Origin of the sequence: Amycolatopsis sp. NPDC051903 (genome assembly GCF_044452505.1) — a bacterium.
In the GTDB taxonomy this organism is placed as follows: domain Bacteria; phylum Actinomycetota; class Actinomycetes; order Mycobacteriales; family Pseudonocardiaceae; genus Amycolatopsis.
Genome location: NZ_JBITBT010000001.1, coordinates 157058 through 182611 on the forward strand (window position 1 = coordinate 157058; position 25554 = coordinate 182611).

A 25554-nucleotide genomic window follows, 5' to 3' on the forward strand; every position below is an offset into this window, starting at 1 on the left:
GTTACCGGCCGAACAGCTCCGCCGCGGGCACGGGGCGGCCCAGGTGGTAGCCCTGAGCCTGGTCGCAGCCGAGTTCGCGCAGCAGGGACAGCTCTTCGGCCGATTCGACGCCCTCGGCGACGACCGTGAGGCCGACCGCGTGCGCCATGGCGATGATGCTCGCGACGATCGCGGCCGCGTCGCGGGACTCGGCGATGCCCGTGATGAAGGAGCGGTCGATCTTGAGGGTGTCGAGGGTCAGCCGGCGCAGTTGGGCGAGGGACGAGTAGCCCGTGCCGAAGTCGTCGATCGCCAGGAGCACGCCCAGGGAACGCAGGGCTGCCAGTACTTCTCCGGCGGCGGTTTCGTCGCGCATCAGCGCGCTCTCCGTCACCTCCAGGCACAACGCGCCGGGCGGCAGGCCCGTGGTCGCGAGGGCGTCGCGGACCGCGGGCACCAGCTGCGGGTCTTCCAGCTGCCGCACGGAGAGGTTCACTTTCAGCGACAGGTCCAGTCCACTCGCCGCGCGCTGCTGCGCGACCTCCCGGGTGGTGTCGCGGAGCACGAGCTTGCCGAGCTCGTTGATCAGCTCGCTCTCCTCGGCCAGCGGGATGAACTCGCCGGGCGAGATCGCGCCGTGTTTCGGGTGCGTCCAGCGCAGCAACGCTTCCACGCCCACCATTTCGCCGCTGTGCAGGTCGACCACCGGCTGGTACGCGGGCCACAGCTGTCCACTGTGGACGGCGTTGCGCAGGTCCTGTTCCATGCGCAGCCGCCGCTGCATGCGTTCGCGCAGGGCGACGTCGAAGAACTCGTAACGGCCGCGGCCGAGCGCTTTCGCTTGGTACATCGCGACATCCGCGTCGCGCAGCAGGTCTTCAGCGCTGCGCTGGTCGCCCGGGCCCACGAGCACGATGCCGATGCTCGCGTCCACGTGCAGTTCGCGCCCGTGCACCGAAATCGGCTCCGCGAGCACCGAGCGCAGGTGCCCGGCGAGCGCCCGCACCTCGGCCTCGCCCGTGGTGGCGCGGGTGACGACCACGAACTCGTCGCCGCCGAAGCGGCCCACGACGTCGGTCGACGCGGTGGCGCGCCGCAGCCGTTCGCCGACGATCCGCAGCACCTGGTCGCCGACGGAGTGGCCGAGGGAGTCGTTGATGACCTTGAACTTGTCGAGGTCGAGGAACAGCACCGTGGTCGGCTTGGTGCGCCCGCGGCGGTCGAGCCGGTCGAGCACGAGCGTGCGGTTGGCCAGGCGCGTCAGCGGGTCGTGGGTCGCGTCGTGGGCCAGGCGGGCGCTGATCGCGCGGCGCTCGGTGATGTCGGTGAACGACGTGACCACGGAGACGCCGGCCGGGTCTTCGGTGTTGAGCAGCCGGGAGGTGAGCGAGACCCAGACGTCGCGGCCGTCGGGCCGGCGCAGGCGCAGGACGAGGCCGTTCTGCGGGATCCCGGTGCGGCGCGTGGAGATCGAGGGCAGTTCGTCTTCCGGGATGCGGTGGCCCGATTCGTCGAACAGCACGAGCGTGGTGCACGGCACGCCGATGAGGTCTTCCGGGGCCGCGCCGAGGATGCGGCTCGCGGCCGGGTTCACCGACTCGATCAGGCCGTCCGGGCCCACGACCAGCACACCTTCGTCGAGCGCCGCGACCACCGTGCGGTAGTGCTGCTCCGCGCGGCGGCGCGCGGTTTCGTCAGCGCAGACGAGCACGTAGCCGTCATTCATCTCAGCTGCGGAAACCCGGATCAACAGGGCGGCGCCCCCGCGGTGGTGGTGCGTCTGCCGCACGACCCCGCCCGCCCGCCGGACCTCGCCGGGGTCCAGGTCGGCCCCGAGCACCTCCCGCGCCGGCCGGCCGACGGCCTCCCCGGCCGGCCACCCGTAGACGGTTTCGGCCGCCGGGTTCCAGCTGGTCACGACGCCGTCGAGCGTGGTGGCGACGATCGCGTCGCTGACGTGCGAGACCACGGCGGCCTGCGATTTCAGCGCGGTGGCCGCGCCCGCGTCGCGGATCAGGACCTGCACCACGTCGCCGGTGCGCACCGAAAGGGTCTCGACCACGAACTTGCTGCCGTCCACGCGTTTCACCACGGCCGCGACGCCGCTGCCCGGCTCGGCCACGCGGTCGTGGTCCACCACGACGAAATCGGTGACCGACCGGCCGACGACCTCGGCGGCCGAGCGCGCGCCGAGCAGGTCGAGCGCCGCGCGGTTGGCGTAGGTGAGCACGCCGCCTTCGTGCACGCAGGCGGCGTCGGTGCTCAAGTCCACGAGCACGCGGTAGCGGTCGGCCAGTTCGGCGAGGTCTCCGGGAACGCCGACCGGGCCCGCGGTGGAAGCGCGGGGCGGGCGCGCGAGCTGGGCGCGCCAGGCGACGGTTCCGGCGTCGTCCGCCGGCCCGCCGGCTAGGGCGTCGGCCTCCATAGTGCGTCCGGTCCCCCCGTGTCGGCGTATGGCCCGTCGATTACACCACCGACGGATCTCTCTGTATATGCACCGGGGAACCTTCGTATATCACGTGCCGCGGGGCTCGGCCTCCGCGAAATCCCTAGGCCGGTGCCGGTGCCGGCGGCCGGGTCAACCGCGGACCCCAGTAGAAGAAGCCGAAGTGGGCCGCGCACAAGTGGCCGAGCACCGTGACCACGGAATCGAGTGATTCCGGCGAATCGGACACCCAAATCGTGGCGATGAACAGCTCGACGCCGACCAGCGCGACGATCCGCGCCCGGCCGCGCAGCAGGAAGACGAGGGCGCCGAGCGTGGTGAAGAAGCCGTAGCTCACGCCGATGTCGAGCCAGCGGCCGGCGGTCATCGGGAGCAGGCCGCCGCTGATCAGCGCCATCACGGGCACCTCGGTGACGAGGGTGGCCAGCACGTGGCCGGAGAAGAAGACCAGCGCCGTGCGGCCGGGGCCGAACCGGCGCTCCAACGGCGCGATCGCGATGGCGAAGATGATCGCGTAGACCAGCCAGCCGCCGTCGGCGAGCCAGAGGGCGCTGGTGAGCAGCGACGTGAGCGGACGGCGCCACAGGTTGTGGGCGTCGGTGCTCGACAGCTGCAGCAGCTTCGCCGTGACGACGGGGTCGGCGAAGCGGAGCACGAGAGTGGTGCCGAGCAGGACCACGAGGTAACCGAACGTGAACGGCGTGGTCTTCGGGTTCGGCAAGGCCCGCACGGCGCTGCGGGCCACGGTGCGCCAGGTCAGCCTCACCCGGGTGGGAGCGCCGGTCTCCACGTGCCGATGCGTCCACCAGTCCCGAAGGGTGACTGGTTGTCGGGCGCGCAGCAGCATGGCTCCAGGATCACCGGGCATGCTGGGAGTTTGGCTAAGGGCAGCTGTGAAAGCCCTGTGATTCTCACCCGCTAGAGTGAGGCACGCTACGCCGAATTTCTGTCATTGTTCACCCGTTCGGTGGGCCGTTGCGGTAAGAATGGACCACTCCTGGTGAAAGGCCCGCTGGTGGACGAAGAGGTTTCGGTCGCCGACCTGCTCGTGCGCGAAGGCTGGGGCGAACGCCTTCCACCACCGTCGCGGTCGCGCTGGCGGATGGTCGCCGTGATGCTCGCGGTGGTCGTCGGCTGCGGAGCCGCGGCCGTTCTCGTCGGCTTCGGCACCACCGCGAACGACGAGGCCTCGCACATCACCGAGATGAAGGTCATCGAGATGCCCGACCGCACCGACGGTGCCGGCGGCGTCTCCGAGACCAACCCGCCGGCCACCATCGAAGGCAGCGGCGAGGGCTCCACCACGGCCGACGGCGACGACGAGACCACGGCGCCGAGCACCCCGAAGATCACGTCGATCATCGACCCGCTCAACCCGCGCGGGGCGGATTCGCCCACGAAGTCCACGAGTCCCCGGGACCCGTCGACGACGTCGGACACGTCGGTGGCGCCCACTGACACGTCGCAGCCCGGTTCGGGTGGCGGGTCGTCGCAGCAGCCGACCCCGACGACGTCGTCGCACCAGCCGACGCCGACGAAGGGCCCGTGCGTGCTGGGGATCCTCTGCTTCTGACGCGGTGATTCCTACGGTGCCGCCAGCAGATCCGGGTCGTCCCGCCGCCTCAGGTGGTTGAAGACCAGGTTCAGCACGAACGCCAGGATCGCCGTCAGCGTGATCGGGCTGCCGCAGATCGTCTGCAGCCACGCGGGGAAGTGCTGGAAGAAGATGGACGTGCCGAAGGGGTTCGTCGCGAACGCCGGCAACAGTCCCACGCCCAGCGACACGGCGACGACGAACGAGTTGTGGTTGCCCGCGAACTCCACCTTCTTGAGGTTCTGCACGCCCACCACCGCGACCATCGCGAACATCACCACGGCGACCCCGCCGACGACGGGTTCGGGGATGGCCGCGATCGCGGCGCCCACCTTCGGCACGAGACCCATCACCAGGAGCAGGCCACCCGTCACCGCGACGACCCACCGGCTGCGCACGCGCGTCATCTGCACCAACCCGACGTTCTGCGCGAAAGCCGTGTCGGGGAACGAATTCATGAAGCCGCCGAGGATCGCGGACAGGCCGTCGGTCGCGAGGCCGCGGGCCACGTCGGCGTCCGACGCCGGGCGGCCGGTGATCTCGCCGACCGCGACGATGTCGGCGGTCGACTCGGTGAACGTCACCAGCATCACCACGCACATCGACAGCACGGCGGCGATCGGGAACGTCGGCGCGCCGAAGTGCAGCGGTGCGGCGAGCCCGAACCAGTGCGCCTGCCCGACGCCGCCGAACTGCGTCAGCCCGAGGGGGATCGCCGCGACGAGCCCGAGCGCCAGCGCCAGCAGCGGCGCGATCTGCGCGACGAACCCGCGCAGCACCCGCGTGAACACCACGATCAGCACCACCACGCCGAACGCGACCGCGAGGTTCACGGGCGCGGCGTAGTCCGGCGCTCCCGTGTCGTGGCCGGCGATCATCGCGGCGCCCGGGCCGAGCAGCGAGACGCCGATGACGAGCAGCAGCGTGCCGGACACCAGCGGCGGGAAGAACCGCAGCATCTTCGCGAACGGCCGCGCCAGCAGGAGCCCGAAGACGCCGGACGCGATCATCGAGCCGTAGACCGCGGTCAGGCCGTACTGCGAAGCGATCAGGATCATCGGGTTGACGACGGTGAACGTCGCGCCCGCCACCACGGGCAGCCGCACCCCGACGAGCTTCCCGATGCCGATGGCCTGGACCAATGTCGCGATGCCGGCGACGAAGAGGTCGGCGTTGACGAGCAACGCGATCGTCGCCGCGTCGAGCTTCAGCGCGCTGCCGACGATCAGCGGCACGGCGACCGAACCGGTGTACATGATCGCCATGTGCTGCAGGCCGAGCAGGAGCAGCCGGCCGGCGGGCAGCCCGGCGTCGACCGGGTGCGGGGCGGGTTTCGTCATGGGCGGCCCTTTCACGCGGGTCCGCGCATCTTCTCACGACGCATACCGCCGGTTTGTGTGTGACGATGCGAGCATGACTCCGCGTCCCCCCTTCCGCGCCGATCACGTCGGGAGCCTGCTGCGGCCGCCGGTCCTGCGCGAGGCTCGCCGTCGCCACTCCGCGGGCGAGATCACCACCGAACAGCTCAAGGCCGTCGAAGACGACGCCATCCGCGACGTGGTCAAGATGCAGAAGATCGCCGGCCTCTCCTCGGCCACCGACGGCGAGTTCCGCCGCGCGTCCTGGCACATGGACTTCATCTACTCGCTCGGCGGCGTTTCGCAGAGCGACGAACGCTTGCACGTGAAGTTCCACAACCTCGCGGGCGACCTCGAGTTCAGCCCGCCAGGCCTCCAGGTCGACGGTCGCGTGCGCCTCGACGCCCCGATCTTCGCCGAGCACTTCGAGTTCCTGAAGTCCCACGTGGACGCCGGCATCACGCCGAAGCTGACGATCCCGTCGCCGAGCATGGTCTACTACCGCGGCGGCCGGGCGGCGGTGAGCGAAACCGTGTACCCGGACCTCGAGGAGTTCTTCGTCGACCTGTCGACGGCGTACGCGGCGCAGCTGTCGGCGATGGGTGAGCTGGGCTGCCAGTACCTGCAGCTCGACGACACGAGCCTCGCGTACTTGAACGACCCGGCGCAGCGCGAGCTCGTGTCCCGCATGGGCGGCGACCCGGACACGTTGCACCTGCGCAACATCAAGACGATCAACGCGGCGTTGAAGGGCAAGCCCGACGGCATGACCGTGACGACGCACTTGTGCCGCGGCAACTTCCGCTCGTCGTGGGCGGCTTCGGGCAGCTACGAGTTCGTCGCCGAGGCCGTGTTCGGCGAACTCGGCGTGGACGGGTTCTTCCTGGAGTACGACGACGAACGCTCCGGTGGCTTCGAACCGCTGCGCTTCGTCCCGCCGGGCAAGCGCGTGGTCCTCGGCCTGGTGACCACGAAACGCCCCGAACTGGAGGACGCGGACGCGCTCGTGCGGCGCATCGAGGAGGCTTCGCGCTTCGTCGACATCGACCAGCTGTGCCTGTCGCCGCAGTGCGGGTTCTCCTCGACCGAAGAAGGCAACGAGCTGACCACCGACGACCAGCTGCGCAAGCTCGAGCTCATCGTGGCGACCGCGGAACGGGTCTGGGGCCGGTGATCACTTGCGTGGTCGCCTACGTCATCGGTCCCGCGAAGATCACCGAGTTCGAACGCTTCGCCCACGCGTGGATGCGCCTGGTCACCCGCGAAGGCGGCGTGCACCACGGCTACTTCCTGCCCGCGGAAGGCGCGAGTGACGAGGCGCGGGCCCTGTTCAGCTTCGAAAGCCTCGCGGCGTACGAGCAGTACCGCGCGCTGTTCGGCGTCGACCCGGAGTTCATCGCGGCCGACCGCATCCGCGACGAGTCGGGCTGCGTGGTCCGGTACCGCCGCACGTTCCTGCGCCCGCTGCTCCCGGACGACGACTAGCTCAGGCGCAGGTGGACAGCCAGCTCCGCCGCCCCGGTCAGCATCGCGCGGCTGCGGGCGTCGAGCCGGGCCCGCCACGTCTGCAGGGCTTCCTCCAGCGGTGCCACGCCGCCGGCGGAGTGGACCTGCGCGATGACCGTCGCGATGCGGGCCAGGGGATAACCGCCGCGGCGGAGCTGGTGGGCCAGCTGCGCGTCGCGGATCGCGGCGGCGTCGTAGGTGCGGTGGCCGGCGCGGCTGCGCGCCGGCCGGAGCAGGCCGGCGGCCTCCCACTTGCGCAGCGTCGCCGGGTGGACGGCCAGGCGGCGGGCGAGTTCGCCGATGGACAGTGCGCCCGAGTCCACCGGCGGGCCGGCGGTCAGATCGCCCAGTGCGCGGGCGACTTCGTCGAGCGTCCGGCGGTCCCGCAGCAGCGCCGCGTGGCCTTCGTCGATCAAGCGGAACGCGTCTTCGAACGCGTTTTCGTTGACGGCGTTGAGAATTCGCGCCGAAACCCCGTGTCCGAAGCCGGGCCGCAGCGCGAGGAACGTCCGCAGCGCCTGGGCGTGGACGTCGGTGTACAGCCGGTACCCCTGCGGGCCCCGCGCGGCCGCGGGCAGGATCCCGGCCTCTTCGTAGTTGCGCACGGCCTGCGTCGACAGGCCGTGTTCGCGCGCGAGGTCAGTCGGCCGCACAGCTGCCACCTTAGAAGGGTGCTTCACTGGTGCCCATGCGGCACAACGCGGAGCGGCCACCGTCGGTCGTGGAGCGGGTGTTGGACGTGCTGGGCGCGTTCACGTCCGAACGGCCCGTGCTCACGCTTTCCGAGCTGAGCCGCCGCGCCGGACTGCCGTTGTCGACCACGCACCGGCTCTCGGCCGAACTCGTGCGCCGCGGGGCGCTGCAGCGCGACGACGAGGGCCGGTTCCGCGTCGGGTTGTGGCTGTGGGAGGTGGCGTCGCTCGCGCCGCACGGCGCGCACCTGCGCGAGAGCGCGATGCCGTTCCTCGAGGACCTCTACGAGGCGACGCACCAGAACGTGCAGCTCGCCGTGCTCGACGGCGCCGAGGTCGTGTACCTCGAACGCCTCTCCGGGCGCCGCGCGGTGAACGTGATCTCGCGCGTCGGCGGGCGGCTGCCGCTGCACGCCACCGGGGTCGGGCTCGTGCTGCTCGCCCACGCGCCCGCCGACGTGCAGGAGCAGGTCCTCACCTTGCCGCTCAAGCGCTACACCGGCAAGACCATCCACTCGCCCGAGCAGCTGCGCCGCGTGCTCGCCGACGTCCGCCGCAACGGCTACGCGGTGAGCGACGGCCAGATCGAGCTGCCGGCCCTTTCCGTCGCGGCCGCGATCCACGGGCCGTCGGACGCGGTCGTCGCGTCGATCTCCGTGGTCGTGCCCGCCGAAGGCACCGATCCGCTCACGCTCGTGCCCGCCGTCCGGGCGGCCGCGCGCGGGATTTCCCGGACGCTCGGCGCCCCGCGCACGCTGCGGCTTTCCGAAGACGCGCATCGCGAGACGCACTGAGTTCTTCCACTCAGTGGAAGACGTGGTGTGCCAAACGCGCCCGAACCCGCACTCTGTCGGGCAACCGACAGGAGGAGGTCCGGTGATCACGCTCAACGACGACCCGTTCGCCGACGACGTCCTGGCCGATCCGCTCCCGCTGCACCGGCGGCTGCGCGACGCGGGCCCGGTCGTGTACCTCGACCGCTACCGCGTGTGGGCCAGCGGCCGCGCCGAAGAGGTCGCGCACGCGCTGAACGAACCCGAGACGTTCTGCTCGTCGGCCGGCGTCGGGCTCACGGACTTTCGCAAGGAGACGCCGTGGCGCCCGCCGAGCCTGCTGCTCGAGGCCGACGCGCCCGAGCACACCCGCGCCCGGCACACCGTGACCAGCGTGCTCACGCCCAAGGTCGTGAAGACCTACCGCGACACCTTCGCCGCCGAAGCCGAGAAGCTCGTCGCCGAACTGCTGGCGCGCGGTGAGTTCGACGCGGTGCCCGACTTCGCGGAAGCGTTCCCGCTCAAGGTGTTCCCGGACGCCGTCGGGCTGCCGGCCGAGGGCCGGGAGCACCTGCTGCCCTACGGCTCGATGGTGTTCAACGGCTTCGGCCCCCGCAACCACCTCTTCACCGACGCCATGGAGCGCGGCGCGCGGGCGCGTGAATGGATCGCCGAGCACTGCCGCGCCGAGAACCTCGCGCCGGACGGGCTCGGCGCGCGGATCCACGAAGCCGCGGCCGAGGCCGGGTTCACCCCCGACGAACGGGCGCTGCTCGTGCGCTCGTTCCTGTCCGCCGGCGTCGACACGACCGTCCACGCGCTCGGCAACGCCGTGCAGTGCTTCGCCGAGCACCCCGATCAGTGGGCCGCGCTGCGGGAGAAGCCCGAGCGCTCGCGCGCGGCGTTCGAGGAGGTCGTGCGGTTCTCCTCGCCCGTGCAGACGTTCTTCCGCACCACCACTCGCGACGTCGAACTCGGCGGCGAGCGGCTCCCGGCGGGGGAGAAGGTGCTGCTGTTCCTCGCCGCCGCCAACCGCGACCCGCGCCGGTGGGCCGACCCGGACACGTTCGACATCGGCCGTCGCGCGGCCGGGCACGTCGGGTTCGGCTCGGGGGTGCACGCGTGCGTCGGCCAGATGTTCGCGCGGCTCGAAGGCGAGGTGCTGCTGGCGGAGCTGGCCCGGCGCGTCACGACGCTCGAACTCGCCGGCCCGCCGCGGCCGCAGCTGTCCAACACCCTGCGCGGCCTCGCGTCGCTGCCGGTGCGGGTGCGGTGAGCGCGATGCCGAAGCTCACCTACGTGCAGCCCGACGGGACCGCTCGCACCGTCGACGCCACCGTCGGCCGGTCCGTGATGCAGACGGCGCTCGACCACGGCGTCGACGGGATCGTCGCCGAATGCGGTGGTAACGCCATGTGTGCGACCTGTCACGTGTACGTCGACCCGGAGCGTCTCGACGATCTTGGGCCCTTGTGCTCAGATGAAGAGGAGATGTTGGACTGCACGGCCAGCCCGCGGGCGGCCACCAGCAGGCTGTCCTGCCAGCTACCGGTGACCGACGAGCTCGACGGTCTGGTCCTGCGCTTGCCGGAGGAGCAGTTATGAGCACAGGGTCCTCGCCCGAAACCGTCCTCGTCGCCGGCGGCGGCCAGAGCGGCTTCCAGGCCGCGGCTTCGTTGCGCGACAAGGGCTTCACCGGGCGGGTGGTCCTGGTCGGCGACGAGCCGGGCGTGCCCTACCAGCGTCCGCCGCTGTCGAAGGCGTACCTCAAGGGCACGGCGAGTGACGAGCAGTTGCGCCTGCGGCCCGAGGACTTCTTCGCGGAGAAGGACATCGAGCTCATCCCCGGCCGCGTCGCGTCGGTCGACCGCGCCGCCTCGCGCGTGGTGCTGGCAGACGGCACCGAGCTGCCGTACGACCACCTCGTGCTCGCCACCGGCGCGCGCAACCGCGTGCTGCCCGTGCCCGGCGCGGACCTCGACGGCGTGCTGATGCTGCGCACCCGCGAGGACGCGGACCGGCTGCGGTCTTCGCTCGAAGGCGCGTCGAACGTCGTCGTGATCGGCGGTGGGTTCATCGGGCTGGAGTTCGCTTCGCACGCCGGGCGGCCGGTGACGGTCGTCGAGGCGCAGGACCGCCTGCTGGCGCGCGTCGCGTCGCCCGAGGTGTCGGAGTTCTTCAAGGAGCTGCACGAAAAGGCCGGGCACACGGTGCTGCTCGGCACCGGCGTCACCGCGCTGCACGGTGCGGGTCACGTCGAGTCCGTGGAGCTGGCCGACGGCACGCGGCTGCCCGCCGACCTCGTCGTGGTCGCGGTGGGTGTGGTGCCGGAAACGACGCTCGCCGAGCAGGCCGGCCTGCCCGTGACCAACGGCGTGGTCGTCGACGAGCACCTGCGCACCGAGGACCCGAAGATCTTCGCCATCGGCGACTGCGCGAACTTCCCGTGCGTCCACGCGGGCGCGGCGACGCGGCTGGAGTCCGTGCAGAACGCCGTGGACCAGGCCCGCTCCGTGGCCGCGTCGATCGCCGGCGAGGGCGCGCCGTACGACAGCCTGCCCTGGTTCTGGACCGACCAGACGGGCGCGAAGCTGCAGATCGTCGGCATCCTCGCCAATCCCGACCAGACCGTGGTGACCGGCGACCGCGCCGAGGGCCGGTTCTCCGTGCTCTCGTTCCGCGACGGCGTGCTGATCGCCGTCGAGTCGGTCAACCGCCCGCCCGACCACATCGCCGCGCGCCGGCTGTTCACGGCTGAGCTGAAGCCGACGTACGCCGACCTGGAAGCCAGCTCGTTCGACCTGAAAGCCCACGTGAAGTCGCGTTCGGCGGCTTAGAGATCCGGAGGTACCCCCGTTGCGCACCCAGGTAGCCGTGATCGGCGCCGGCCCGGCCGGCCTGCTGCTTTCGTACCTGCTCCACCAGGAGGGCGTGGAGGCCGTCGTGCTGGAGGCTCGCGACCGCGAGTACGTGCGGCAGCGGGTGCGCGCGGGGGTGTGCGAACAGCCGACGGTGGACCTGCTCACCGAGATCGGGCTCGGTGAGCGGATGGCTCGGGAAGGCCTGCCGCACGAGGGGTTCTCGCTGCGCTTCGACGGGCGTGACCACCGCATCGCGCTGACGGAGCTCACCGGGAAGGCGATCACGGTCTACGGGCAGCAGGAGATCGTGAAGGACCTCGTGGACGCGCACGAGCGCCTCGGGTTGCCGCTGCACTTCGAGGTTTCGGACGTGTCGCTGTCCGATGTGGACACCGAACGGCCGGTGGTGCGGTACCGGGATTCGGCCGGTGTCGAGCAAGTGCTGGAGTGCGACGCCATCGCCGGCTGCGACGGGTTCCACGGCGTGGCGCGACCGTCCGTTCCGGACGGGGTGCTGCAGTTCTTCGAGCGCGAGTACCCGTTCGCGTGGCTGGGTGTGCTGGCGCAGACACCGCCTTCGCACGAGGAGTTGATCTACACCCACCACGAGCGCGGGTTCGCGCTGCACAGCATGCGTTCGCCGGAGATCACGCGGCTGTACTTGCAGGTGCCGCCCGACGAAGACCTCGCCCAGTGGTCCGACGACCGCATCTGGTCGGAGCTGTCCGCGCGGCTGGCCGTCGACGGTGAGTTCACGCTGCGCGAGGGCCCGATCCTGGACAAGGGCATCACGCCGATGCGCAGCTTCGTCGCGGAGCCCATGCGGCACGGGCGCCTGTTCCTGGCCGGCGACGCCGCGCACATCGTGCCGCCGACCGGCGCCAAGGGCATGAACCTGGCCGTGGCGGACGTCCGGGTGCTCTCGCGTGCGCTGGTGGCGCTGGTCAAGGGCGACCCGGCGCCGGCCGCGTCCTATTCGGACACGTGCCTGCGGCGCGTGTGGCGCGCCGAGCACTTCTCGTGGTTCATGACGACGATGCTCCACGTCGACCCGAGCGCCGACGCGTTCGCCCGCCGGCTGCAGCTCTCGCAGCTGCGCTACACCGCGTCGTCGCGCGCCGCGGCGACGAGCGTGGCCGAGAACTACGTGGGATTGCCGTTCGCTTCTTGACTCTGACACCGTGTGAGGCTCGAACGTAGGCGGTGTCATGTTCAGCATCGGAGAGTTCGCCAAGCTCGGCCGGGTGTCCGTGCGGATGTTGCGCCACTACGACGCACTCGGCCTGCTCAGACCCGCCCGCGTGGACCCGCACACCGGGTACCGCTCCTACGCCGCCGGCCAGCTCGCGCGGCTCAACCGCATCCTCGCGCTGACCGACCTCGGGTTCGGTCTCAAGCAGGTCGCCGACCTGCTTGACGACGAACCCGGAGCCGAACAGCTGCGCGGCATGCTGCGGTTGCGCCGCGCCGAGCTGGCCGCCCAGGTCGCCGACGCGGCGGCGCGGCTGTCGCGGGTCGAGGCGAGGCTCCGGTTGATCGAATCGGAGGACACCATGTCCGTTGTGGACGTTGTGGTCAAGCCCGTTGCCGGAGCCGCTGTCGTCGCCGTCGGCGGCGTCGCGGAGTCGTTCGAGTACGACGACATCGGCCCGGTCGTCAGCGGCCTGTGCTCGACCCTGGCTTCCCGCATGGAGGCCGCCGGCCTGCGCTTCGCGGGCCCCGCGATCGCCTCGTACGAGCCGACCCCCGACGACCGCGTGCAAGTCCGGGCGTGCGCGCCCTTCGCCGGCTCCCCGGACGGCTCGGGCCTGTCGCGGATCGACCTCCCGCCCGTCGCCCAGGCCGCCACGCTCGTGCACCGCGGCCCGATGACCACGATCGCCGAGTCGTACCAGGCGCTGGCCCACTGGATCGACGACAACGGCTACCGCGCCGAACCGGGGCAGGCCCGCGAGGTCTACCTCCACACCGAGGGCGACGAAGCGGGGTGGATCACGGAGCTGCAGATCCCGGTGACGCCGTTCGCTGAGAGCTGAGCTGGTCAACCAGAGGTTGACGCACGCGTGATCGTCAACCTAGAGTTGACGGCATGACCTACCCGGTGAAGCTCGACGACCTCATCAGCGCCATCAAGGCGAACAACGAACAAGACGCCCTCGCTCAGCTCTCCGACGCCGTGTACATGGGCGAGCACCTCGGCGAGCTGGCGGACCACCTCATCGGCCACTTCGTGGACCAGGCGCGGCGCAGCGGCGCGTCCTGGACGGAGATCGGCGCCAGCATGGGCGTGTCGAAACAGGCTGCGCAGAAGCGGTTCGTGCCGAAGGGAGATGTCGGCGACGGCGGCATGATCGAGCGCGTGTACGGGCGCTACACGCTCCGCGCGCGCCACGTGGTCGTGGCGGCACAGCAGGCGGCGGTCGCCGCCAAGAGCCCCGGCATCGACACCGTGCACCTCGTGCTGGGGCTGCTCGCCGAGCCCGCGGCGCTGGCCGCGGGGATCATCGTCTTCCAGGGAGTGACCCTGGAGGCGGTGAAGGAAGCCGCGGAGGCGCGGCTGCCCGAGCCCGTCGACCCGGTGCCGGAGCCGATGCCGTTCGCGGCCGCCGCGAAGAAGACGCTGGAGCTGACGCTGCGCGAAGGCCTGCGAATGGGCCACAACTACATCGGCACCGAGCACATCCTGCTGGCGCTCCTGGAACAGGGCGAGGGTGCGGGCTTCGAGGTGCTGACCGGACTGGGCATCACGAAGGAACCGGCCGAGGCGAAGATCCAGGAAGCCCTCGCGGAGATCGTGTCGGCCCGGGAACAGTGAAAGGGCTGGCCTGGCGGTCGCTGTCGCCGTGGTGCTGGTGACGGTGATCGCCTGACTGGTTCCCTCGCGCCACCGCACCCCCTAGGGTGACCGGGACGCGTACGGGAGGACAACCGAATGGAAGCGGCACAGGCGATTTCGTTGGTGGCGCAGTGGATCCGGTCACGAGGACTGGATCACCCCACGGAAGGCCTTTCGGCCGATCGCTTCGAGATGGGGTGGACGGTGTTCGCCGCGGACACCGCCGACCCGAGCGATCCGCTGGCGTTCCTGGACCTGCCACCCGGGAGCCCGGTGTTCCTGGTGGGGCAGTCCGGTCGCATCGAGCAGGTGCCGTCGGACCGGCTGCGGGAGCACGAGATGCGGTTCGCCGCCGAGGAACGTGCCGACGGCCACGTGCCGCCGCCTCAGCCGCCGCAGGAACCCGAGACACCGCAGCCGCCGCCCACTCCCGCGCAGGAGCAGGCGTTCATGGAGGAGTTCCGCCAAGCGTTCCTCGACGCCCAGGGCGACGGCCCGCCCGCGGTTCAGAGCTTCGAAATCGCCGGCACCCCACCGCCGAACGACGACGCGCTCGCGGCCGAAGCGAGCCGGCTGCTGGAGCCGATCGTGCAGCAGCTGGCGCTGCTCGGGCCCGGCGGCTGGGAGTGGTTCGCGGCGGAGTTCTCGTTCACCGTCTCCGCCGAGATCGCGTTGCTGCGCTTCTTCGCCGGCAACCAGCACCGCGACGTCTTCGTGCCGGAGGAGATCACCGCGATGCTGCGCCGGCAGCGGCACGTCGCCGCGCAGATGTCGGCCGGGCCGTGGTGGCGGCTGGTGCTGAGCGTGCTCAACAGCGGACAGCTCAGCATCACCTACGACTACGGCGACGAACCCTTTCCCCAGCACCAGCTCCTGCCGCCGGAGCACTACCGCAACGACCTGCAGACCTACCGCCGCTCTCGGGTGCCCGACTGGCTCACGCGCTACGCCGGTCAGTAAAGCCGCGCAGTGAAAAGGGGCCCCCGCGCAGCCGCGCGAGGGCCCCTCGGGAAAAACTCAGGCGCCGATTTCGTTGCGCTCGTCGGTGGCCCACAGGGTGTGGAACGAACCCTCGCGGTCCACGCGGCGGTAGGTGTGCGCACCGAAGAAGTCGCGCTGCCCCTGCACCAGCGCCGCCGGCAGGCGGTCGGCGCGCAGGGCGTCGTAGTACGCCAGCGCGGTCGAGAAGCCCGGGGTCGGGATGCCCAGCCGCACCGCCGTCGAGATGACGGAACGCCACGAGTCCTGCGCGTCCTCGACGGCCTTGCGGAACGCGCCCGCCGTGAGCAGCGTCGGCAGCGCCGGGTCTTCCACATACGCGGCCGTGATGTCGTTCAGGAACTTCGCGCGGATGATGCAGCCGCCGCGCCAGATCGACGCGACGGCGCCGAGGTCGATGTCCCAGTTGTACTCCGTGGCACCGGCCTGGATCTGGTTGAAGCCCTGCGCGTACGCGACCACCTTCGACGCGTACAGCGCGTGCTCGACGTCGTCGGCGAAGGTCTCCAGCGCGGCGCCCTTCAGCGGCGCGCGAGCCGGCCCGGCCAGCCCGCGGGCGGCCGCGCGCAGCGGCTTCGAACCCGACAGCGACCGCGCGAAGACGGCCTCGGCGATGCCGCTGATCGGCACGCCCAGGTCGAGGCCGATCTGCACGGTCCAGCGGCCCGTGCCCTTCTGCTCCGCCGCGTCCTCGACGACGTCCACGAACGGCTTGCCCGAGCCGTCGACGTGCTTGAGCACCTCGGCGGTGATCTCGATGAGGTACGACTCGAGGCGGCCGGTGTTCCAGGTCTTGAACACCTCGGCGCTTTCCGCGGGGGAGTACCCGGCGGCACCGCGCAGCAGGTCGAACGACTCCGCGATCAGCTGCATGTCGGAGTACTCGATGCCGTTGTGGACCATCTTCACGAAGTGGCCCGCGCCGTCGGCGCCGATGTGCGTGCAGCACGGCGCGCCGTCGACCTTCGCCGAGATGTCCTCGAACAGCGGGCCGAGCGACTCGTAGGACTCCTTGGACCCGCCGGGCATGATGCTCGGGCCGTTGAGCGCGCCCTCCTCGCCGCCGGACACGCCGGTGCCGACGAAGTGCAGCCCGCGCTCACGCAGCGAGGCTTCGCGGCGGCGGGTGTCGGCGAAGTGCGCGTTGCCGGCGTCGACGATCACGTCGCCCGGCTCCAGCAGCGGCGCGAACTCCTCGATCACGGCGTCGGTGGGCCCGCCCGCCTGCACCATGATCACGATCTGGCGGGGCCGCTCCAGCGCGTCGACGAACTCCTGCGCGGAGTACGCGGGGATGAAGTCACCCTCGTCGCCGAACTGCTCGACGAGCGTCCGGGTCCGCCCCTCGGAGCGGTTGTGCAGGGCGACGGTGTGTCCGTGCCGGGCCAGGTTCCGCGCCAGGTTGCGGCCCATGACCGCGAGGCCGGTGACCCCGATGCTCGCCTTCTTGCTCATCCGAACCCTTTCCGAAGTCTCGTTTCGAACCCGAGCCTAGCGGGGTTCGGACCGCGGCGAACCTGCGAGAACATTCACCGGGAGTTCGGGAATGGATCATCATCGGCCGTGGTCGCCGGCGGCACGGTCTGCGCCCACTCGGCCCAGTCGGCCATCGCCTGGTAGATCCGGATCGCCGCTTCCACGGCCACGCGCATCGCCTTCGTCTGCGGGCCCGTGCCGAAGTCGCCGCGGTCCTTGGCGGCCGCGTAGGCGCGCATGGTTTCGGCGGTCTCGCTGAAGAATTCGTGCTCGCGGCGCAGGTGCTCGGTCAAGTCGGCGGGCTCCATGAGCCAGAAGAAGAACGACCGCAGCACCGATTCGGTGCGCAACGTGTGGTCGACCTCGTCCTCGGTCAGCCACGCGCGCAAGGAACCGAGCCCGGCTTCGGTGATCCGGTACGCCTTGCGCCCGCGCGGGCCGTGGCTGTCGACCTCGATCAGGCCGGCGTCGGCCAACCGGGACAGCTCGGCGTAGATCTTCGGGTGCTGCGCCGGCCACACCGGGCCGAGCGCTTCCTCGAAGCGCCGGGCCAGGTCGTAGCCGCTGGCCGGCCCCTCGGCGAGCAGCCCGAGCAGCCCATACCGCAACGACAAGGCGACACCTCCGGACGGCAGCCTACCTTGACATGTCCCGGGGGACATGTGGATGATCCGTCATGTCCTGAGGTACATGTCCCTAAGTACAGGTGGAGCGGTTCATGCTGCAGCACAAGGCGTTGGTGACCGGTGCGACCGCCGGGCTCGGCCGCGCGGTCGCGCTGGCGCTCGCCGAACAGGGGGTGCACGTCGTCGTGCACGGGCGCGACGCCAAGCGCGCGAACGCGGTCGTCGAGCGGATCGCGGAGGCGGGCGGCAAGGCCGAGGCGTGCCTGGCCGACCTGCGTTCGCTCGCGCATGTGCGTGACCTCGCCGAGCGCGTCGGCGAAGTCGGATTGCTGGTCAACAACGCCGGGGTGGGCGCGGGCCGTCCGCCGTACCGCAAGCGGGAGCTCAGCGCCGACGGCCACGAGCTGCGGCTGGCAGTGAACTACCTCGCGCCCGTGCTGCTCACCCGGCGGCTGCTGCCCGGGGTGGGTGCGGGCGGCCGGGTCGTCAACGTCGGCTCGGTCGGCCAGGCGCCGGTGGACTTCGCGGATCTGCGGATGGACCGCGGTTATCGCGGCCCGGAGGCGTACTTCCGCAGCAAGTTCGCGCTCGCCGCGTTCACCTTCGACCTGGCCGCGGAACTCGGCGGCCGCGACGTCACCGTCAACTGCGTGCACCCGGCGTCGCTGATGAACACGCACATGGTTCGCGAATCGCTGATCCCGCCGATGTCGACGGTCGGCACCGGGACGAAGGCCGTGCTCGCCGTGGCGACGGGCCCGGGCGGCGAGCGCAGCGGGCAGTACTTCGACGGCCTGCGCCCGGCCCGTGCGCACGAAGGGTCTTACGACCGCGCGACGCGGGCGCGGCTGCACGAGGTCACCGCGGAACTGCTCGCGCCTTTCCTGTGAGCGTCAGGAAAAACAGCGGATCGGCGCGCCGTTGTACGCGACCATGTCGGTGATCGCCGCGACGAGGTCGATCGGCGCGCCCCACTCGGCGCCGTCCAGTTCGGCGTACGCGCGGTGCAAGTTGCCGGCGAGGCGTTCCTGTTCCGTCAGGTTCGCGAACTCGCCGAGGTCGGTCTCCTTCGCCAGCTGCAGCGGCGACAGACCGGCGGCCTTGCCGCGTTCCGCCGTCTGCTGCACGAACTTCAGGTACGCGTCGACGACGTCCACTTCGGCCAGCCCGCACGGGCCGCCGTGGCCGGGCAGGATCAGCGCCGGCTCCAGCTCGCGGATCAGGTCGAGCGCGGCGCGCCAGCCGGCGACCGAACCCATGAGCGCGAACGGGCTGCCGCCGTTGAACACGAGGTCGCCGGCGTAGAGCACGCGCTGCTCCGGCAGCCACGCGAGCACGTCGTTGGTCGTGTGCGCCGCGTGGCCGGGGTGGCTGAGCTCGATGGCGGTGCTGCCCGCGTACACGGTGAGCCGGTCGTCGAACACGACGTCGGGCGCGCGCAGTTCCAGGTGGCCCCAGTCGTTGCCGACGAGCGCGCCGTCGTAGGTCTCGATGCCCGAGGCGAGCAGGGCCTCGCGCGTTTTGCGCTGCCCGATGATCGTCGCGCCGCCCACGAGGTAGTTGCCGTTGGTGTGGTCGGAGTGGTGGTGGGTGTTCACGAGCGTCGTGACCGGTCCCGTGGTGGCCTCGGCGGCGGCCAGCAACGCGCGCGTGCGGCGCTCGGTGGCGCACGTGTCGATGAGCACGGTGTGGTCGCCGGCGTCGACGAAACCGCAGTTGTTGATGAACCAGGAGCCGTCGGGCTGGACGTAGCCGAAGGCGCCGTCGGCGAGACGCTCGACTTTCGCGGCGGCGGGGGAACGATCGATCACGTCGCCACTATGCCGCACATCCGGGCGCGGGATCCGCTCGAGCGTTCAGCGTCTCCCGCTCGTCCGCCGCTTCTGCCCGCGCGTCCGGGTGCACAGGCAACGCAGCGTGTCAAGGGCGGGCCTCGTCGTCCGGATGGAGCAGTGCTCGTGTCCGAAAGGCGGGATAAGGCCTGGTCCAGGAGAGTGACACCCGGGGTGACTGGCATTTCGGATCATTTCCTGGAACGCTGCGCAGTGTCATCATCGAACCCCGTCGGGTCAAGGTACTAACCTGGGTGGTTCGAGCGTCCGTGCGCTGACGGTGATCGTCAGCCGGTAGTGGTCCGGGAGAGCAAGGCTGATGGCGAGCACCGTCACCTCGCGCCGGAAGCAGCTCGGCAACGAGCTCCGGCATGCCCGCAACGCCGCGCGGATGACGCAGCAGCAGGTCGCCGAGGTTCTCGGCTGCACCCAGGGCAAGGTCAACAAGATCGAGTCCGGTGCGGTGGGGGTAAAGCTCGGGGATGTGCGGACGATGTTGAACGCCTTCGGGATCAACGGCGAAGAAGCCGACACGTTGATGAACCTGGCCCGCGCCGCCGCGGGCCAGCGCGGGCACTGGTCGGGTTACCGGTCGGTGGTGCCCCACTGGTTCCGGACCTTCACGGACCTGGAGCCGGCGGCCGCGGAGATCCTCACCTGGCACGGTGAGCGCATCCCCGGTCCGTTGCAGTCAGAGCACTACATGCTCAAGCAGTTCACCGAGGCCGGTGCCACGGATGTCACGTCGCTGGTGCGCAACCGGCTCGACCGCAAGGCCGTGTTCGACCAGCAGCAGCCGCCGTACTACCGGTTCATCGTCAGCGAGGGCGCGCTGCGCCGCGCGCCCGGCGGGTTCGCGCCGGCGGTGATGCTGGACCAGGTCGAGCACATGCTGGCGCTCGACCGCTACCCCCGCGTGTACGTGCACGTGCTGCCGTTCGGCGCGAAGCTCGCGGCCGTGCCCAACGACTTCACGATCATGCGGTTCCCGGACCGCACGCGCGACTTCGTCTACATCGAGCACTCCGCCGGTGGTCTGTACCTCGACGACGTCAAGGACTTCAACATCTTCGTCGACTCGTGGGACCGCCTGCGCGGGGCCGCGCTGGAGCGCGGTGAGACGCGGCAGTTCCTCAAGGAGCTGGCCGAGGGCTACCGGGCGCAGATGACCCAGTGACCAGCGCTTCCAGCAGTGGCACGGTTTCCTCCGCGCCGGGCTGGGCGTTGATCTCTTCCTGCACGCGCTGAGCGGCTTCGCGCCAGCGTGCTTCGGTGAGCAGCCGCGCGGCGGTCGCGTGGATCTCGTCCGGCGTCGCGTTCGCGGGATCGAGCGCGACGCCCGTGCCGAGGCGCGCGGCGCGCCGCGCGTTGCCCGGCTGGTCCGCGCCCATGGGGAAGAGGATCGACGGCAGGCCGTGGGCGAGCGCGCCGGCGACGCTGCCGGAACCGCCGTGGGACACCACGAGGTCGATCGACGGCAGCAGTTCGGCCTGCGGCACGAACCGCGCCACGTGGACGTGGGGCGGCTGCGGGCCGAACTCGGCGGGGTCGAGCTGCGCGCCGACGGTGGCCGTCACGTTCGCGTCGAGCTTCGCCAGCCCGGCGAGAGCCCGCTCGATGAGGTCGCCGGATTCGGTGTTGAACCCCGTGCCGAGGGTGAAGTAGACACCCGGCTTTTCGTGCGGTACGCGCGGCGGCACCGGCTCGGCTTGGCGGAAGGAGAACGCGCCGGGCGGCAGCGGCGAGGACGGATCGCGGACGCTGAGCGGGAACGGCGAGAGCACCAGCTGCCCGTCGAGCATCGTCAGCCCGGGGTCGGGCGGCAGGCGGTGCCCGGCGCGCAGCGCGTGCAGCGGTTCGGCGACGAGTTCCTTGCGCAGCAACGTTCCCGCGGCCAAAACCAGGACGTTCACGCACGGGATTCCCGCGCGTTCCGCCGCGATCGCGGAGCCGAAGTCGACCTCGTCGCGGAGTACGACGTCGGGTCGTCAGTCGTGGATGATCTCCAGCAGCTTCTCCGCGCGGGTGCGCGCGCCGCGCGTGGCGAAGAGTTCTTTGATCTCCCAGTCGTCGCGGGCGGGGTCGACCGGCGGCATCGGCTCGCGCCGCGCCGGCGCTTCGGCCACCGGCGGCGGGGTCGTGGGGATGACCGTGAAGCCCGCCCGGTCGATCCCGGCCACGTGCCTACCCCCGCCGGAGACGGCGACCGTGTGCCCGCGCGCGGCGGCTGCGCGCGCGACGGGCGCCAGCGGGTCGAAGTGGCCCCGGCCGCCGACGAAGGTGAAGAGGAAGCGCATTCCCGGCAACGTAGCGGGTAACGCCGGGTCCGGTCGTGTCGATTTCACGTAGCGCTGGGCTGTGCGGGTGTCACTCGATCGGGGGTCGGCTGCGGGGTCGCCCGCCAGATCGGCAGACTGGTTCACAGCACCAGACCACTGGGGTCGGAAGGGGACAGCTGATGACACAGGTACCGGATCCCGAAGCCCCGGAGGGCGTCGACCTCGAACGGCCGAACGCCGCCCGCATCTACGACTGGTTCCTCGGCGGCACGGCCAACTGGGCCATCGACCGCGAGTTCGGCGAACGCGCGGTGCAGACCTTCCCGATGATCAAGACCATCGCGAAGTCCGGGCGCGAGCTGCTCGGCCGCACCGTGCGCTACATGGCGCGCAACGGGATCGACCAGTTCCTCGACCTCGGCTCGGGGGTGCCGACGGTCGGCAACGTGCACCAGATCGCGACGTCCGTGAACCCCGACGCGCGCTGCGTGTACGTGGACTACGAGCCGGTGGCCGTCGCGCACTCGCAGGTCCTGCTGGAGCGCGAAGGCGTGGCCGACCGGCACGCCGTGCTGCAGGGCGATCTGCGCAACCCGGGTGACATCTGGCCGCGCGCGCTCGACACGGGGGTGCTCGACCCGAAGCGCCCGATCGGCTTGATCATGTCCGGCGTCCTCTACTTCATCGGCCGTGACGAGCCGGCCGTCGAGATGGTGCGGAAGTACCTGTCGCTGGCGCCTTCGGGCTCGTACTTCATGGCGTCGCACATCACGACCGACGGCGTGACGGCGCCCGACGGCGAGAGCCGCGAGGAGATCCACGAGCAGTACAAGCAGTCGAGCACGCCGATCCACTTCCGCTCGCGCGCGGAGTTCGCGGAGTTCTTCGAGGGGCTGGAGCTCGTGGAGCCCGGCATCGTGTGGGTGTCGCAGTGGCGGCCCGAGGAAGGCGAATCCCGCAACAGCGACCGCATGGCCGCGGACCCGTCGTTCAGCGGCGGGATCTGCGCGGTGGGGCGCAAACCCTAGACGCGAATGCGCTCCCCGGGACGGTCGCCCGGGGAGCGGGTGGTTTCGGGTCAGCCGTGGGACGAGCCCCGGCCGTGGACGAGGGGCGCGAGGTCCACGCGCGCCTCGAGCGGCCGGGTGGCGCGCACCAGATCGGGCTGGCGCGGCGCGGGCAGGTCGACGTCGGTGTCCCACGTGATGGGCTTGCGCAGCGGCGCCTGGATCAGGCTGAAGCCGAACCGGTTGCGCAATTCGTGGTTGATGGCCCGGCGGCCGTGGGTGTGTTCATCCTCACGGCAGAAGAGCGTGGTGAGCCGGACGGCCATGAGATCACACCTCCAGTTCCGAAAGCGGTGACCGGGGCAGGTCCGCACCGGCCAGACCGAGGCAGCTCTCGCACGGCATTCCCACGCCCGGCGCCAGCCACTCGACGTCGGCCCGGGGCACGCCCGCCGTGCCGCGGGCGAGGCGGCCCGCCACGAGCACGTCGGCAGTCAAGCTGTCCTGGATGATCACTGCGGTCCCCTCCCCCCGAGGTTCGTGGATGGCCCTGGGCGGGGTAGGCCGAATGCAGCAAGCCATTCACCCACCACCGGTGCCCCGATCGACGCGATTAATCCTACTCCTGGAATAATCTTCGTGTCGAGATCGGGTCGAGTTGATCACCCGCTTGGCCCTGCGGTTTGCTTCGCAGTGACAGAAAGAAGCCGGGGACGTGCGCGGCGACCGCACGCCCTGCCCAAGGCTCGGAGGTACGACCCATGACGGATTATCCGTCGCTCCAGGATTACGACCCGAACACGGCAGACACGCTGTTCGAGGACGCTGCCTGGGAGAAGTCGTTCGCCAGCGAGCCCAACGGCGGCAACTGCGTCGAGGTCAACCTGGGCCGCCCGGACGTCGTCGGCGTGCGCGACACGAAGCTCCCGGCGAGCCCCGTCTTCGTCTTCGACCGGGGCGAATGGGAGGCGTTCCTGGTGGCGGTGAAGGCGGGCCAGTTCGATCTGCCCCCGGGCGCCTGACGATCATGCCCCGCCCCCGCGGGGCGTTACCCCTTCACCAAGCGTCACCCGATTGAGTGAGTTGCGTTGACCCTGGGTGTTCGGGGGTGGTGGTTGAGTTGATCACTGCTGGGTGGGGGCTGGGATGTGACCTTGACTCGGCGAGTCAGCCGACGATGGTGATTTCGGCTGTCGGCTGATGTCGATCTGCCCCGCTGTGGGGCTGAGCCGGGTCAGTTCTTCGCTCTGCTGCAACGTCGCTGCGCCGGCCAGGACCTCTCTCTCGCGGCTGCGTTGCTGCGCCGGACCACTGCGCCGCGGGCAAAACCTCAGTTGTCCACACCTCGGCCGAGTTGTGGACAACTGAGGCGCTGGCGGCGCTTTTCGAAGGTTTTGTCGGGCCTGCCCGGTAGAATCGACTTGGGGACGCCCCCCTCGGGAGGGCGGGGGCTGTCTTCTGGCGGGTGGTGGTCAGGCAGCGGGGGTACGGAGGGCGGCGCCGTTCGGCCGACACCGGGCGAGGTTGCGACGCAGCGCGCGTGGGCGCAGGTCGGCGGCTCAGAAGTCGAAGGGCCGACGGCCGGGAGCGCCGAAGCACTCCCGGCCGAGGCCGGGGTCAGGCGGCAGCCGGAGTGCCGCCGCCGCGGAGGGGGGCGCGGGTGCGGCGCCAGGCGATCGCCAGGAAGGCCGCCAGGGCGATCAGCGGCAGCCCGCTGATGGCCCAGCTCAGTCCCATCGGCGGGCCCGGCTGTTCGAGCACCCGGAGGTTCGCGAGTTCCCCCGTGCCCTGGCCCTGGGGGCCGTTGATCGCGAACCGGAACTTCCACGACCCCTCGGTGGGCAGGGCGCGGATGTCCAGACCCCACACGTCGCGCTTGCGCGGGTGCCGCGCGAGGGGCTGGGGTCGTTGGTAGCGGCCGGTGGCCGGGTTGAACAGCGACAGCGTCCCCGTCTTCGGGCCGATGCCGCCGTCGGGGATGAAGGTGAAGTCGAGGGACTGCATGGCGCGCAGGGGCCACGTGGAGAAGCCGACGGTCAGGCCGTAGGGGCCCGCCTGCACGCGTTCGGTGTGGACGATGTTCACGGGCTCGTAGGCCGAAGCCGGGGCCGCGAAGCCGAACAGCAGGGCGATCACCGCGCCCAGAGCCAAGAGCGTCTTACGCATCGGCCGAACCTCCCAGCAGCCGCAGCATCCCGCCGAAGCGCCAGCCCGCGAAGCCGCCCAGGAGGCCGACCACGCCGGCGGCGAGGCCCGTCGCGAGGACGGCCGAGAGCGGGGCCGCCGAGCCCGCGTAGACCCAGTTGCGCTGCACGGGCAGGCACAGGCCGATCAGCAACCCGGCCAGACCACCGGCGAGCACCGACACCCGGCCCAGCTGCCAGCCGCGGCGGCGCGCCACCAGCAGGTAGCCCTCCACCAGCGCGGCCACGGGCAGCAGCGCCATCGGCATCAGCGCCGGCATGTCCGGCACGCCGCTCACGTAGTCGCGCACCGGCAGCCCGACCAGGTCCGCGTACCAGCGCGCCGCCCACGGGGAGAACCACCAGAACACGCCCTGGATCACCGCCAGGATCGCCGCGGTGGCGACGGCGCCGCCCGGGCGGCGGAGGAAGCCGGCGCCCGCGAAGACCAGCAGCACCGACAGCAGCGTGGAGCCGACGGACGTCGCCTCCACCGGGTCCGCGTTCACCTGCTGCAGCGCGAGCGCCGTCACCGCGCTGAACGCGATCAGCACCGCCAGCGAGCCGAACACCCCGAGCCGGCCCCACCGGTGCTCGCGCGCCGCCGCGAAGACCATCGTGGTGCCGATGATCGAGATCGTCACGGACAACAGCAGCCCGATGTGCGGCGGCGAATCGATCACGGCGTCGAAGCCGTACAGGCCGTGCCACCACTGGTCCCACAACCCGTACAGCAGGAACAGCGCCGCGCCCACGCCCGACACCAGGTAGCCGATCGGCGCCGCGAACGTCCGGCCGAACACGCCGATCGCCCGCCCGCCGACGCGCGCGTCCACCGGCCGCCCGGCGCGGTCGGCCGCCGTGGTCAGCAGGACGACGGCGAGGCTCGCCAAGCCGACGATCGCGCTGCCCGAGTACAGGAACAGGTGCGGCAGCGTGAAGAACGTGTCCGGGCCGACGTCGTCGTGCCACTGCACGTCCCACGTCAGCCCGACCATCGAGATCACCGAACCCGCCAGCACCGTGCTCGCGGGCGCGAGCCCCGAGCGCCTCGTCGCGGTGACCACCCGGGCCCCCGACGCGGTGAGATCCATCCCCAGCCCCCTT

28 protein-coding genes are annotated in these 25554 nt (G+C 71.0%); 15 read left to right on the forward strand and 13 right to left on the reverse strand.

Translation table 11 applies throughout. The features are described 5' to 3' along the window. Position 1: 1 nt before the first annotated feature. Entirely contained in the window at positions 2-2404 is a 2403-nt protein-coding gene (locus ACIA77_RS00820) for an EAL domain-containing protein (protein WP_395883673.1), read from the reverse strand. 124 nt (positions 2405-2528) lie between these two features. Continuing rightward, positions 2529-3170 carry a rhomboid-like protein gene (locus ACIA77_RS00825; RefSeq protein WP_395883674.1) on the reverse strand — a complete coding sequence of 214 codons (642 nt, stop codon included), beginning with the start codon at positions 3168-3170 and terminating at the stop codon, positions 2529-2531. 255 nt (positions 3171-3425) lie between these two features. Here ACIA77_RS00825 and ACIA77_RS00830 point away from each other — a divergent pair, with 255 nt between their 5' ends. Beyond that, positions 3426-3998 (forward strand): hypothetical protein, encoded by a 573-nt coding sequence (locus tag ACIA77_RS00830; protein ID WP_395883675.1) that lies wholly within the window; start codon positions 3426-3428, stop codon positions 3996-3998. Between the two features lie 11 nt (positions 3999-4009). Here ACIA77_RS00830 and ACIA77_RS00835 read toward each other — a convergent pair whose 3' ends face one another. Next, positions 4010-5359 (reverse strand): nucleobase:cation symporter-2 family protein, encoded by a 1350-nt coding sequence (locus ACIA77_RS00835; RefSeq protein ID WP_395883676.1) that lies wholly within the window; start codon positions 5357-5359, stop codon positions 4010-4012. A gap of 73 nt (positions 5360-5432) precedes the next feature. Here ACIA77_RS00835 and ACIA77_RS00840 point away from each other — a divergent pair, with 73 nt between their 5' ends. After that, a complete protein-coding gene (locus ACIA77_RS00840) occupies positions 5433-6551 on the forward strand; it encodes a 5-methyltetrahydropteroyltriglutamate--homocysteine S-methyltransferase (protein ID WP_395883677.1) in 1119 nt (372 codons plus the stop codon). Next, complete coding sequence (locus ACIA77_RS00845) at positions 6548-6862, forward strand: NIPSNAP family protein (protein WP_395883678.1); 315 nt, start codon at positions 6548-6550, stop codon at positions 6860-6862. The genes ACIA77_RS00840 and ACIA77_RS00845 overlap by 4 nt, the downstream gene beginning before the upstream one ends. On the opposite strand, the gene ACIA77_RS00850 is transcribed toward ACIA77_RS00845, so the two are convergent. Then, positions 6859-7536, reverse strand: a complete 678-nt coding sequence (locus tag ACIA77_RS00850; RefSeq protein WP_395883679.1) for a MerR family transcriptional regulator — start codon at positions 7534-7536, stop codon at positions 6859-6861. The genes ACIA77_RS00845 and ACIA77_RS00850 overlap by 4 nt on opposite strands. A 35-nt stretch (positions 7537-7571) precedes the next feature. Here ACIA77_RS00850 and ACIA77_RS00855 point away from each other — a divergent pair, with 35 nt between their 5' ends. The 8 genes from ACIA77_RS00855 (at position 7572) to ACIA77_RS00890 (ending at position 15005) form a co-directional block, all read left to right on the forward strand. After that, entirely contained in the window at positions 7572-8369 is a 798-nt protein-coding gene (locus tag ACIA77_RS00855; protein WP_395883680.1) for an IclR family transcriptional regulator, read from the forward strand. An 82-nt stretch (positions 8370-8451) separates the two neighbouring features. Then, on the forward strand, positions 8452-9624 hold the full coding sequence (locus ACIA77_RS00860; protein ID WP_395883681.1) for a cytochrome P450: 1173 nt from the start codon (positions 8452-8454) through the stop codon (positions 9622-9624). A 5-nt stretch (positions 9625-9629) separates the two neighbouring features. Beyond that, positions 9630-9953 carry a 2Fe-2S iron-sulfur cluster-binding protein gene (locus tag ACIA77_RS00865; protein ID WP_204091904.1) on the forward strand — a complete coding sequence of 108 codons (324 nt, stop codon included), beginning with the start codon at positions 9630-9632 and terminating at the stop codon, positions 9951-9953. Further along, positions 9950-11185 (forward strand): NAD(P)/FAD-dependent oxidoreductase, encoded by a 1236-nt coding sequence (locus tag ACIA77_RS00870; protein WP_395883682.1) that lies wholly within the window; start codon positions 9950-9952, stop codon positions 11183-11185. The genes ACIA77_RS00865 and ACIA77_RS00870 overlap by 4 nt, the downstream gene beginning before the upstream one ends. Before the next feature lie 19 nt (positions 11186-11204). Next, complete coding sequence (locus tag ACIA77_RS00875) at positions 11205-12380, forward strand: 4-hydroxybenzoate 3-monooxygenase (RefSeq protein ID WP_395883683.1); 1176 nt, start codon at positions 11205-11207, stop codon at positions 12378-12380. Positions 12381-12417: 37 nt separating this feature from the next. Beyond that, complete coding sequence (locus ACIA77_RS00880; RefSeq protein ID WP_395883684.1) at positions 12418-13245, forward strand: MerR family transcriptional regulator; 828 nt, start codon at positions 12418-12420, stop codon at positions 13243-13245. Positions 13246-13298: 53 nt separating this feature from the next. Continuing rightward, a complete protein-coding gene (locus ACIA77_RS00885; RefSeq protein WP_395883685.1) occupies positions 13299-14024 on the forward strand; it encodes a Clp protease N-terminal domain-containing protein in 726 nt (241 codons plus the stop codon). Between the two features lie 117 nt (positions 14025-14141). Beyond that, positions 14142-15005 carry a hypothetical protein gene (locus ACIA77_RS00890; RefSeq protein ID WP_395883686.1) on the forward strand — a complete coding sequence of 288 codons (864 nt, stop codon included), beginning with the start codon at positions 14142-14144 and terminating at the stop codon, positions 15003-15005. A gap of 57 nt (positions 15006-15062) precedes the next feature. Here the strand turns inward: ACIA77_RS00890 and gndA are convergent, their stop codons facing one another. Both gndA and ACIA77_RS00900 read right to left on the reverse strand, forming a co-directional pair. Further along, complete coding sequence (gene gndA / locus ACIA77_RS00895; RefSeq protein WP_395883687.1) at positions 15063-16499, reverse strand: NADP-dependent phosphogluconate dehydrogenase; 1437 nt, start codon at positions 16497-16499, stop codon at positions 15063-15065. 74 nt (positions 16500-16573) lie between these two features. Next, complete coding sequence (locus ACIA77_RS00900; RefSeq protein WP_395883688.1) at positions 16574-17134, reverse strand: PadR family transcriptional regulator; 561 nt, start codon at positions 17132-17134, stop codon at positions 16574-16576. 104 nt (positions 17135-17238) lie between these two features. On the opposite strand from ACIA77_RS00900, the gene ACIA77_RS00905 reads away from it, so the two are divergent. Continuing rightward, entirely contained in the window at positions 17239-18036 is a 798-nt protein-coding gene (locus tag ACIA77_RS00905; protein ID WP_395883689.1) for an SDR family NAD(P)-dependent oxidoreductase, read from the forward strand. 3 nt (positions 18037-18039) lie between these two features. Here the strand turns inward: ACIA77_RS00905 and ACIA77_RS00910 are convergent, their stop codons facing one another. Next, entirely contained in the window at positions 18040-18957 is a 918-nt protein-coding gene (locus ACIA77_RS00910) for an MBL fold metallo-hydrolase (protein WP_395883690.1), read from the reverse strand. Between the two features lie 340 nt (positions 18958-19297). On the opposite strand from ACIA77_RS00910, the gene ACIA77_RS00915 reads away from it, so the two are divergent. Further along, entirely contained in the window at positions 19298-20155 is an 858-nt protein-coding gene (locus ACIA77_RS00915) for a helix-turn-helix domain-containing protein (RefSeq protein ID WP_395883691.1), read from the forward strand. Here ACIA77_RS00915 and ACIA77_RS00920 read toward each other — a convergent pair. Further along, positions 20112-20891, reverse strand: a complete 780-nt coding sequence (locus ACIA77_RS00920; protein WP_395883692.1) for a glycosyltransferase — start codon at positions 20889-20891, stop codon at positions 20112-20114. The genes ACIA77_RS00915 and ACIA77_RS00920 overlap by 44 nt on opposite strands. Before the next feature lie 75 nt (positions 20892-20966). Further along, a complete protein-coding gene (locus tag ACIA77_RS00925) occupies positions 20967-21275 on the reverse strand; it encodes a hypothetical protein (protein WP_395883693.1) in 309 nt (102 codons plus the stop codon). A gap of 161 nt (positions 21276-21436) precedes the next feature. Here ACIA77_RS00925 and ACIA77_RS00930 point away from each other — a divergent pair, with 161 nt between their 5' ends. After that, entirely contained in the window at positions 21437-22285 is an 849-nt protein-coding gene (locus ACIA77_RS00930) for an SAM-dependent methyltransferase (RefSeq protein WP_395883694.1), read from the forward strand. Positions 22286-22335: 50 nt separating this feature from the next. Here ACIA77_RS00930 and ACIA77_RS00935 read toward each other — a convergent pair whose 3' ends face one another. Together ACIA77_RS00935 and ACIA77_RS00940 are read right to left on the reverse strand one after the other, a co-directional pair. After that, complete coding sequence (locus ACIA77_RS00935) at positions 22336-22590, reverse strand: hypothetical protein (RefSeq protein WP_395883695.1); 255 nt, start codon at positions 22588-22590, stop codon at positions 22336-22338. A gap of 4 nt (positions 22591-22594) precedes the next feature. Next, positions 22595-22780: a hypothetical protein gene (locus ACIA77_RS00940; RefSeq protein ID WP_395883696.1), complete on the reverse strand. Its 186-nt coding sequence runs from the start codon at positions 22778-22780 to the stop codon at positions 22595-22597. 245 nt (positions 22781-23025) lie between these two features. On the opposite strand from ACIA77_RS00940, the gene ACIA77_RS00945 reads away from it, so the two are divergent. Continuing rightward, complete coding sequence (locus tag ACIA77_RS00945; RefSeq protein ID WP_395883697.1) at positions 23026-23286, forward strand: DUF397 domain-containing protein; 261 nt, start codon at positions 23026-23028, stop codon at positions 23284-23286. Between the two features lie 595 nt (positions 23287-23881). Here the strand turns inward: ACIA77_RS00945 and ACIA77_RS00950 are convergent. Both ACIA77_RS00950 and ACIA77_RS00955 read right to left on the reverse strand, forming a co-directional pair. Continuing rightward, a complete protein-coding gene (locus ACIA77_RS00950) occupies positions 23882-24430 on the reverse strand; it encodes a hypothetical protein (protein WP_395883698.1) in 549 nt (182 codons plus the stop codon). Further along, positions 24423-25541 (reverse strand): hypothetical protein, encoded by a 1119-nt coding sequence (locus tag ACIA77_RS00955; protein ID WP_395883699.1) that lies wholly within the window; start codon positions 25539-25541, stop codon positions 24423-24425. Before ACIA77_RS00955 ends, ACIA77_RS00950 begins: the two co-directional genes overlap by 8 nt. Positions 25542-25554: the final 13 nt, after the last annotated feature.

Bases quoted from the DNA above. Each gene is read 5' to 3' on its own strand.
- ACIA77_RS00820 (WP_395883673.1), bottom strand. From the start codon at position 2,404: ATGGAGGCCGACGCCCTAGCCGGCGGGCCGGCGGACGACGCCGGAACC.
- ACIA77_RS00835 (WP_395883676.1), bottom strand. From the start codon at position 5,359: ATGACGAAACCCGCCCCGCACCCGGTCGACGCCGGGCTGCCCGCCGGC.
- ACIA77_RS00840 (WP_395883677.1), top strand. From the start codon at position 5,433: ATGACTCCGCGTCCCCCCTTCCGCGCCGATCACGTCGGGAGCCTGCTG.
- ACIA77_RS00855 (WP_395883680.1), top strand. From the start codon at position 7,572: ATGCGGCACAACGCGGAGCGGCCACCGTCGGTCGTGGAGCGGGTGTTG.
- ACIA77_RS00865 (WP_204091904.1), top strand. From the start codon at position 9,630: ATGCCGAAGCTCACCTACGTGCAGCCCGACGGGACCGCTCGCACCGTC.
- ACIA77_RS00870 (WP_395883682.1), top strand. From the start codon at position 9,950: ATGAGCACAGGGTCCTCGCCCGAAACCGTCCTCGTCGCCGGCGGCGGC.
- ACIA77_RS00880 (WP_395883684.1), top strand. From the start codon at position 12,418: ATGTTCAGCATCGGAGAGTTCGCCAAGCTCGGCCGGGTGTCCGTGCGG.
- ACIA77_RS00885 (WP_395883685.1), top strand. From the start codon at position 13,299: ATGACCTACCCGGTGAAGCTCGACGACCTCATCAGCGCCATCAAGGCG.
- ACIA77_RS00890 (WP_395883686.1), top strand. From the start codon at position 14,142: ATGGAAGCGGCACAGGCGATTTCGTTGGTGGCGCAGTGGATCCGGTCA.
- gndA (WP_395883687.1), bottom strand. From the start codon at position 16,499: ATGAGCAAGAAGGCGAGCATCGGGGTCACCGGCCTCGCGGTCATGGGC.
- ACIA77_RS00905 (WP_395883689.1), top strand. From the start codon at position 17,239: ATGCTGCAGCACAAGGCGTTGGTGACCGGTGCGACCGCCGGGCTCGGC.
- ACIA77_RS00915 (WP_395883691.1), top strand. From the start codon at position 19,298: ATGGCGAGCACCGTCACCTCGCGCCGGAAGCAGCTCGGCAACGAGCTC.
- ACIA77_RS00925 (WP_395883693.1), bottom strand. From the start codon at position 21,275: ATGCGCTTCCTCTTCACCTTCGTCGGCGGCCGGGGCCACTTCGACCCG.
- ACIA77_RS00930 (WP_395883694.1), top strand. From the start codon at position 21,437: ATGACACAGGTACCGGATCCCGAAGCCCCGGAGGGCGTCGACCTCGAA.
- ACIA77_RS00935 (WP_395883695.1), bottom strand. From the start codon at position 22,590: ATGGCCGTCCGGCTCACCACGCTCTTCTGCCGTGAGGATGAACACACC.
- ACIA77_RS00945 (WP_395883697.1), top strand. From the start codon at position 23,026: ATGACGGATTATCCGTCGCTCCAGGATTACGACCCGAACACGGCAGAC.
- ACIA77_RS00950 (WP_395883698.1), bottom strand. From the start codon at position 24,430: ATGCGTAAGACGCTCTTGGCTCTGGGCGCGGTGATCGCCCTGCTGTTC.
- ACIA77_RS00955 (WP_395883699.1), bottom strand. From the start codon at position 25,541: ATGGATCTCACCGCGTCGGGGGCCCGGGTGGTCACCGCGACGAGGCGC.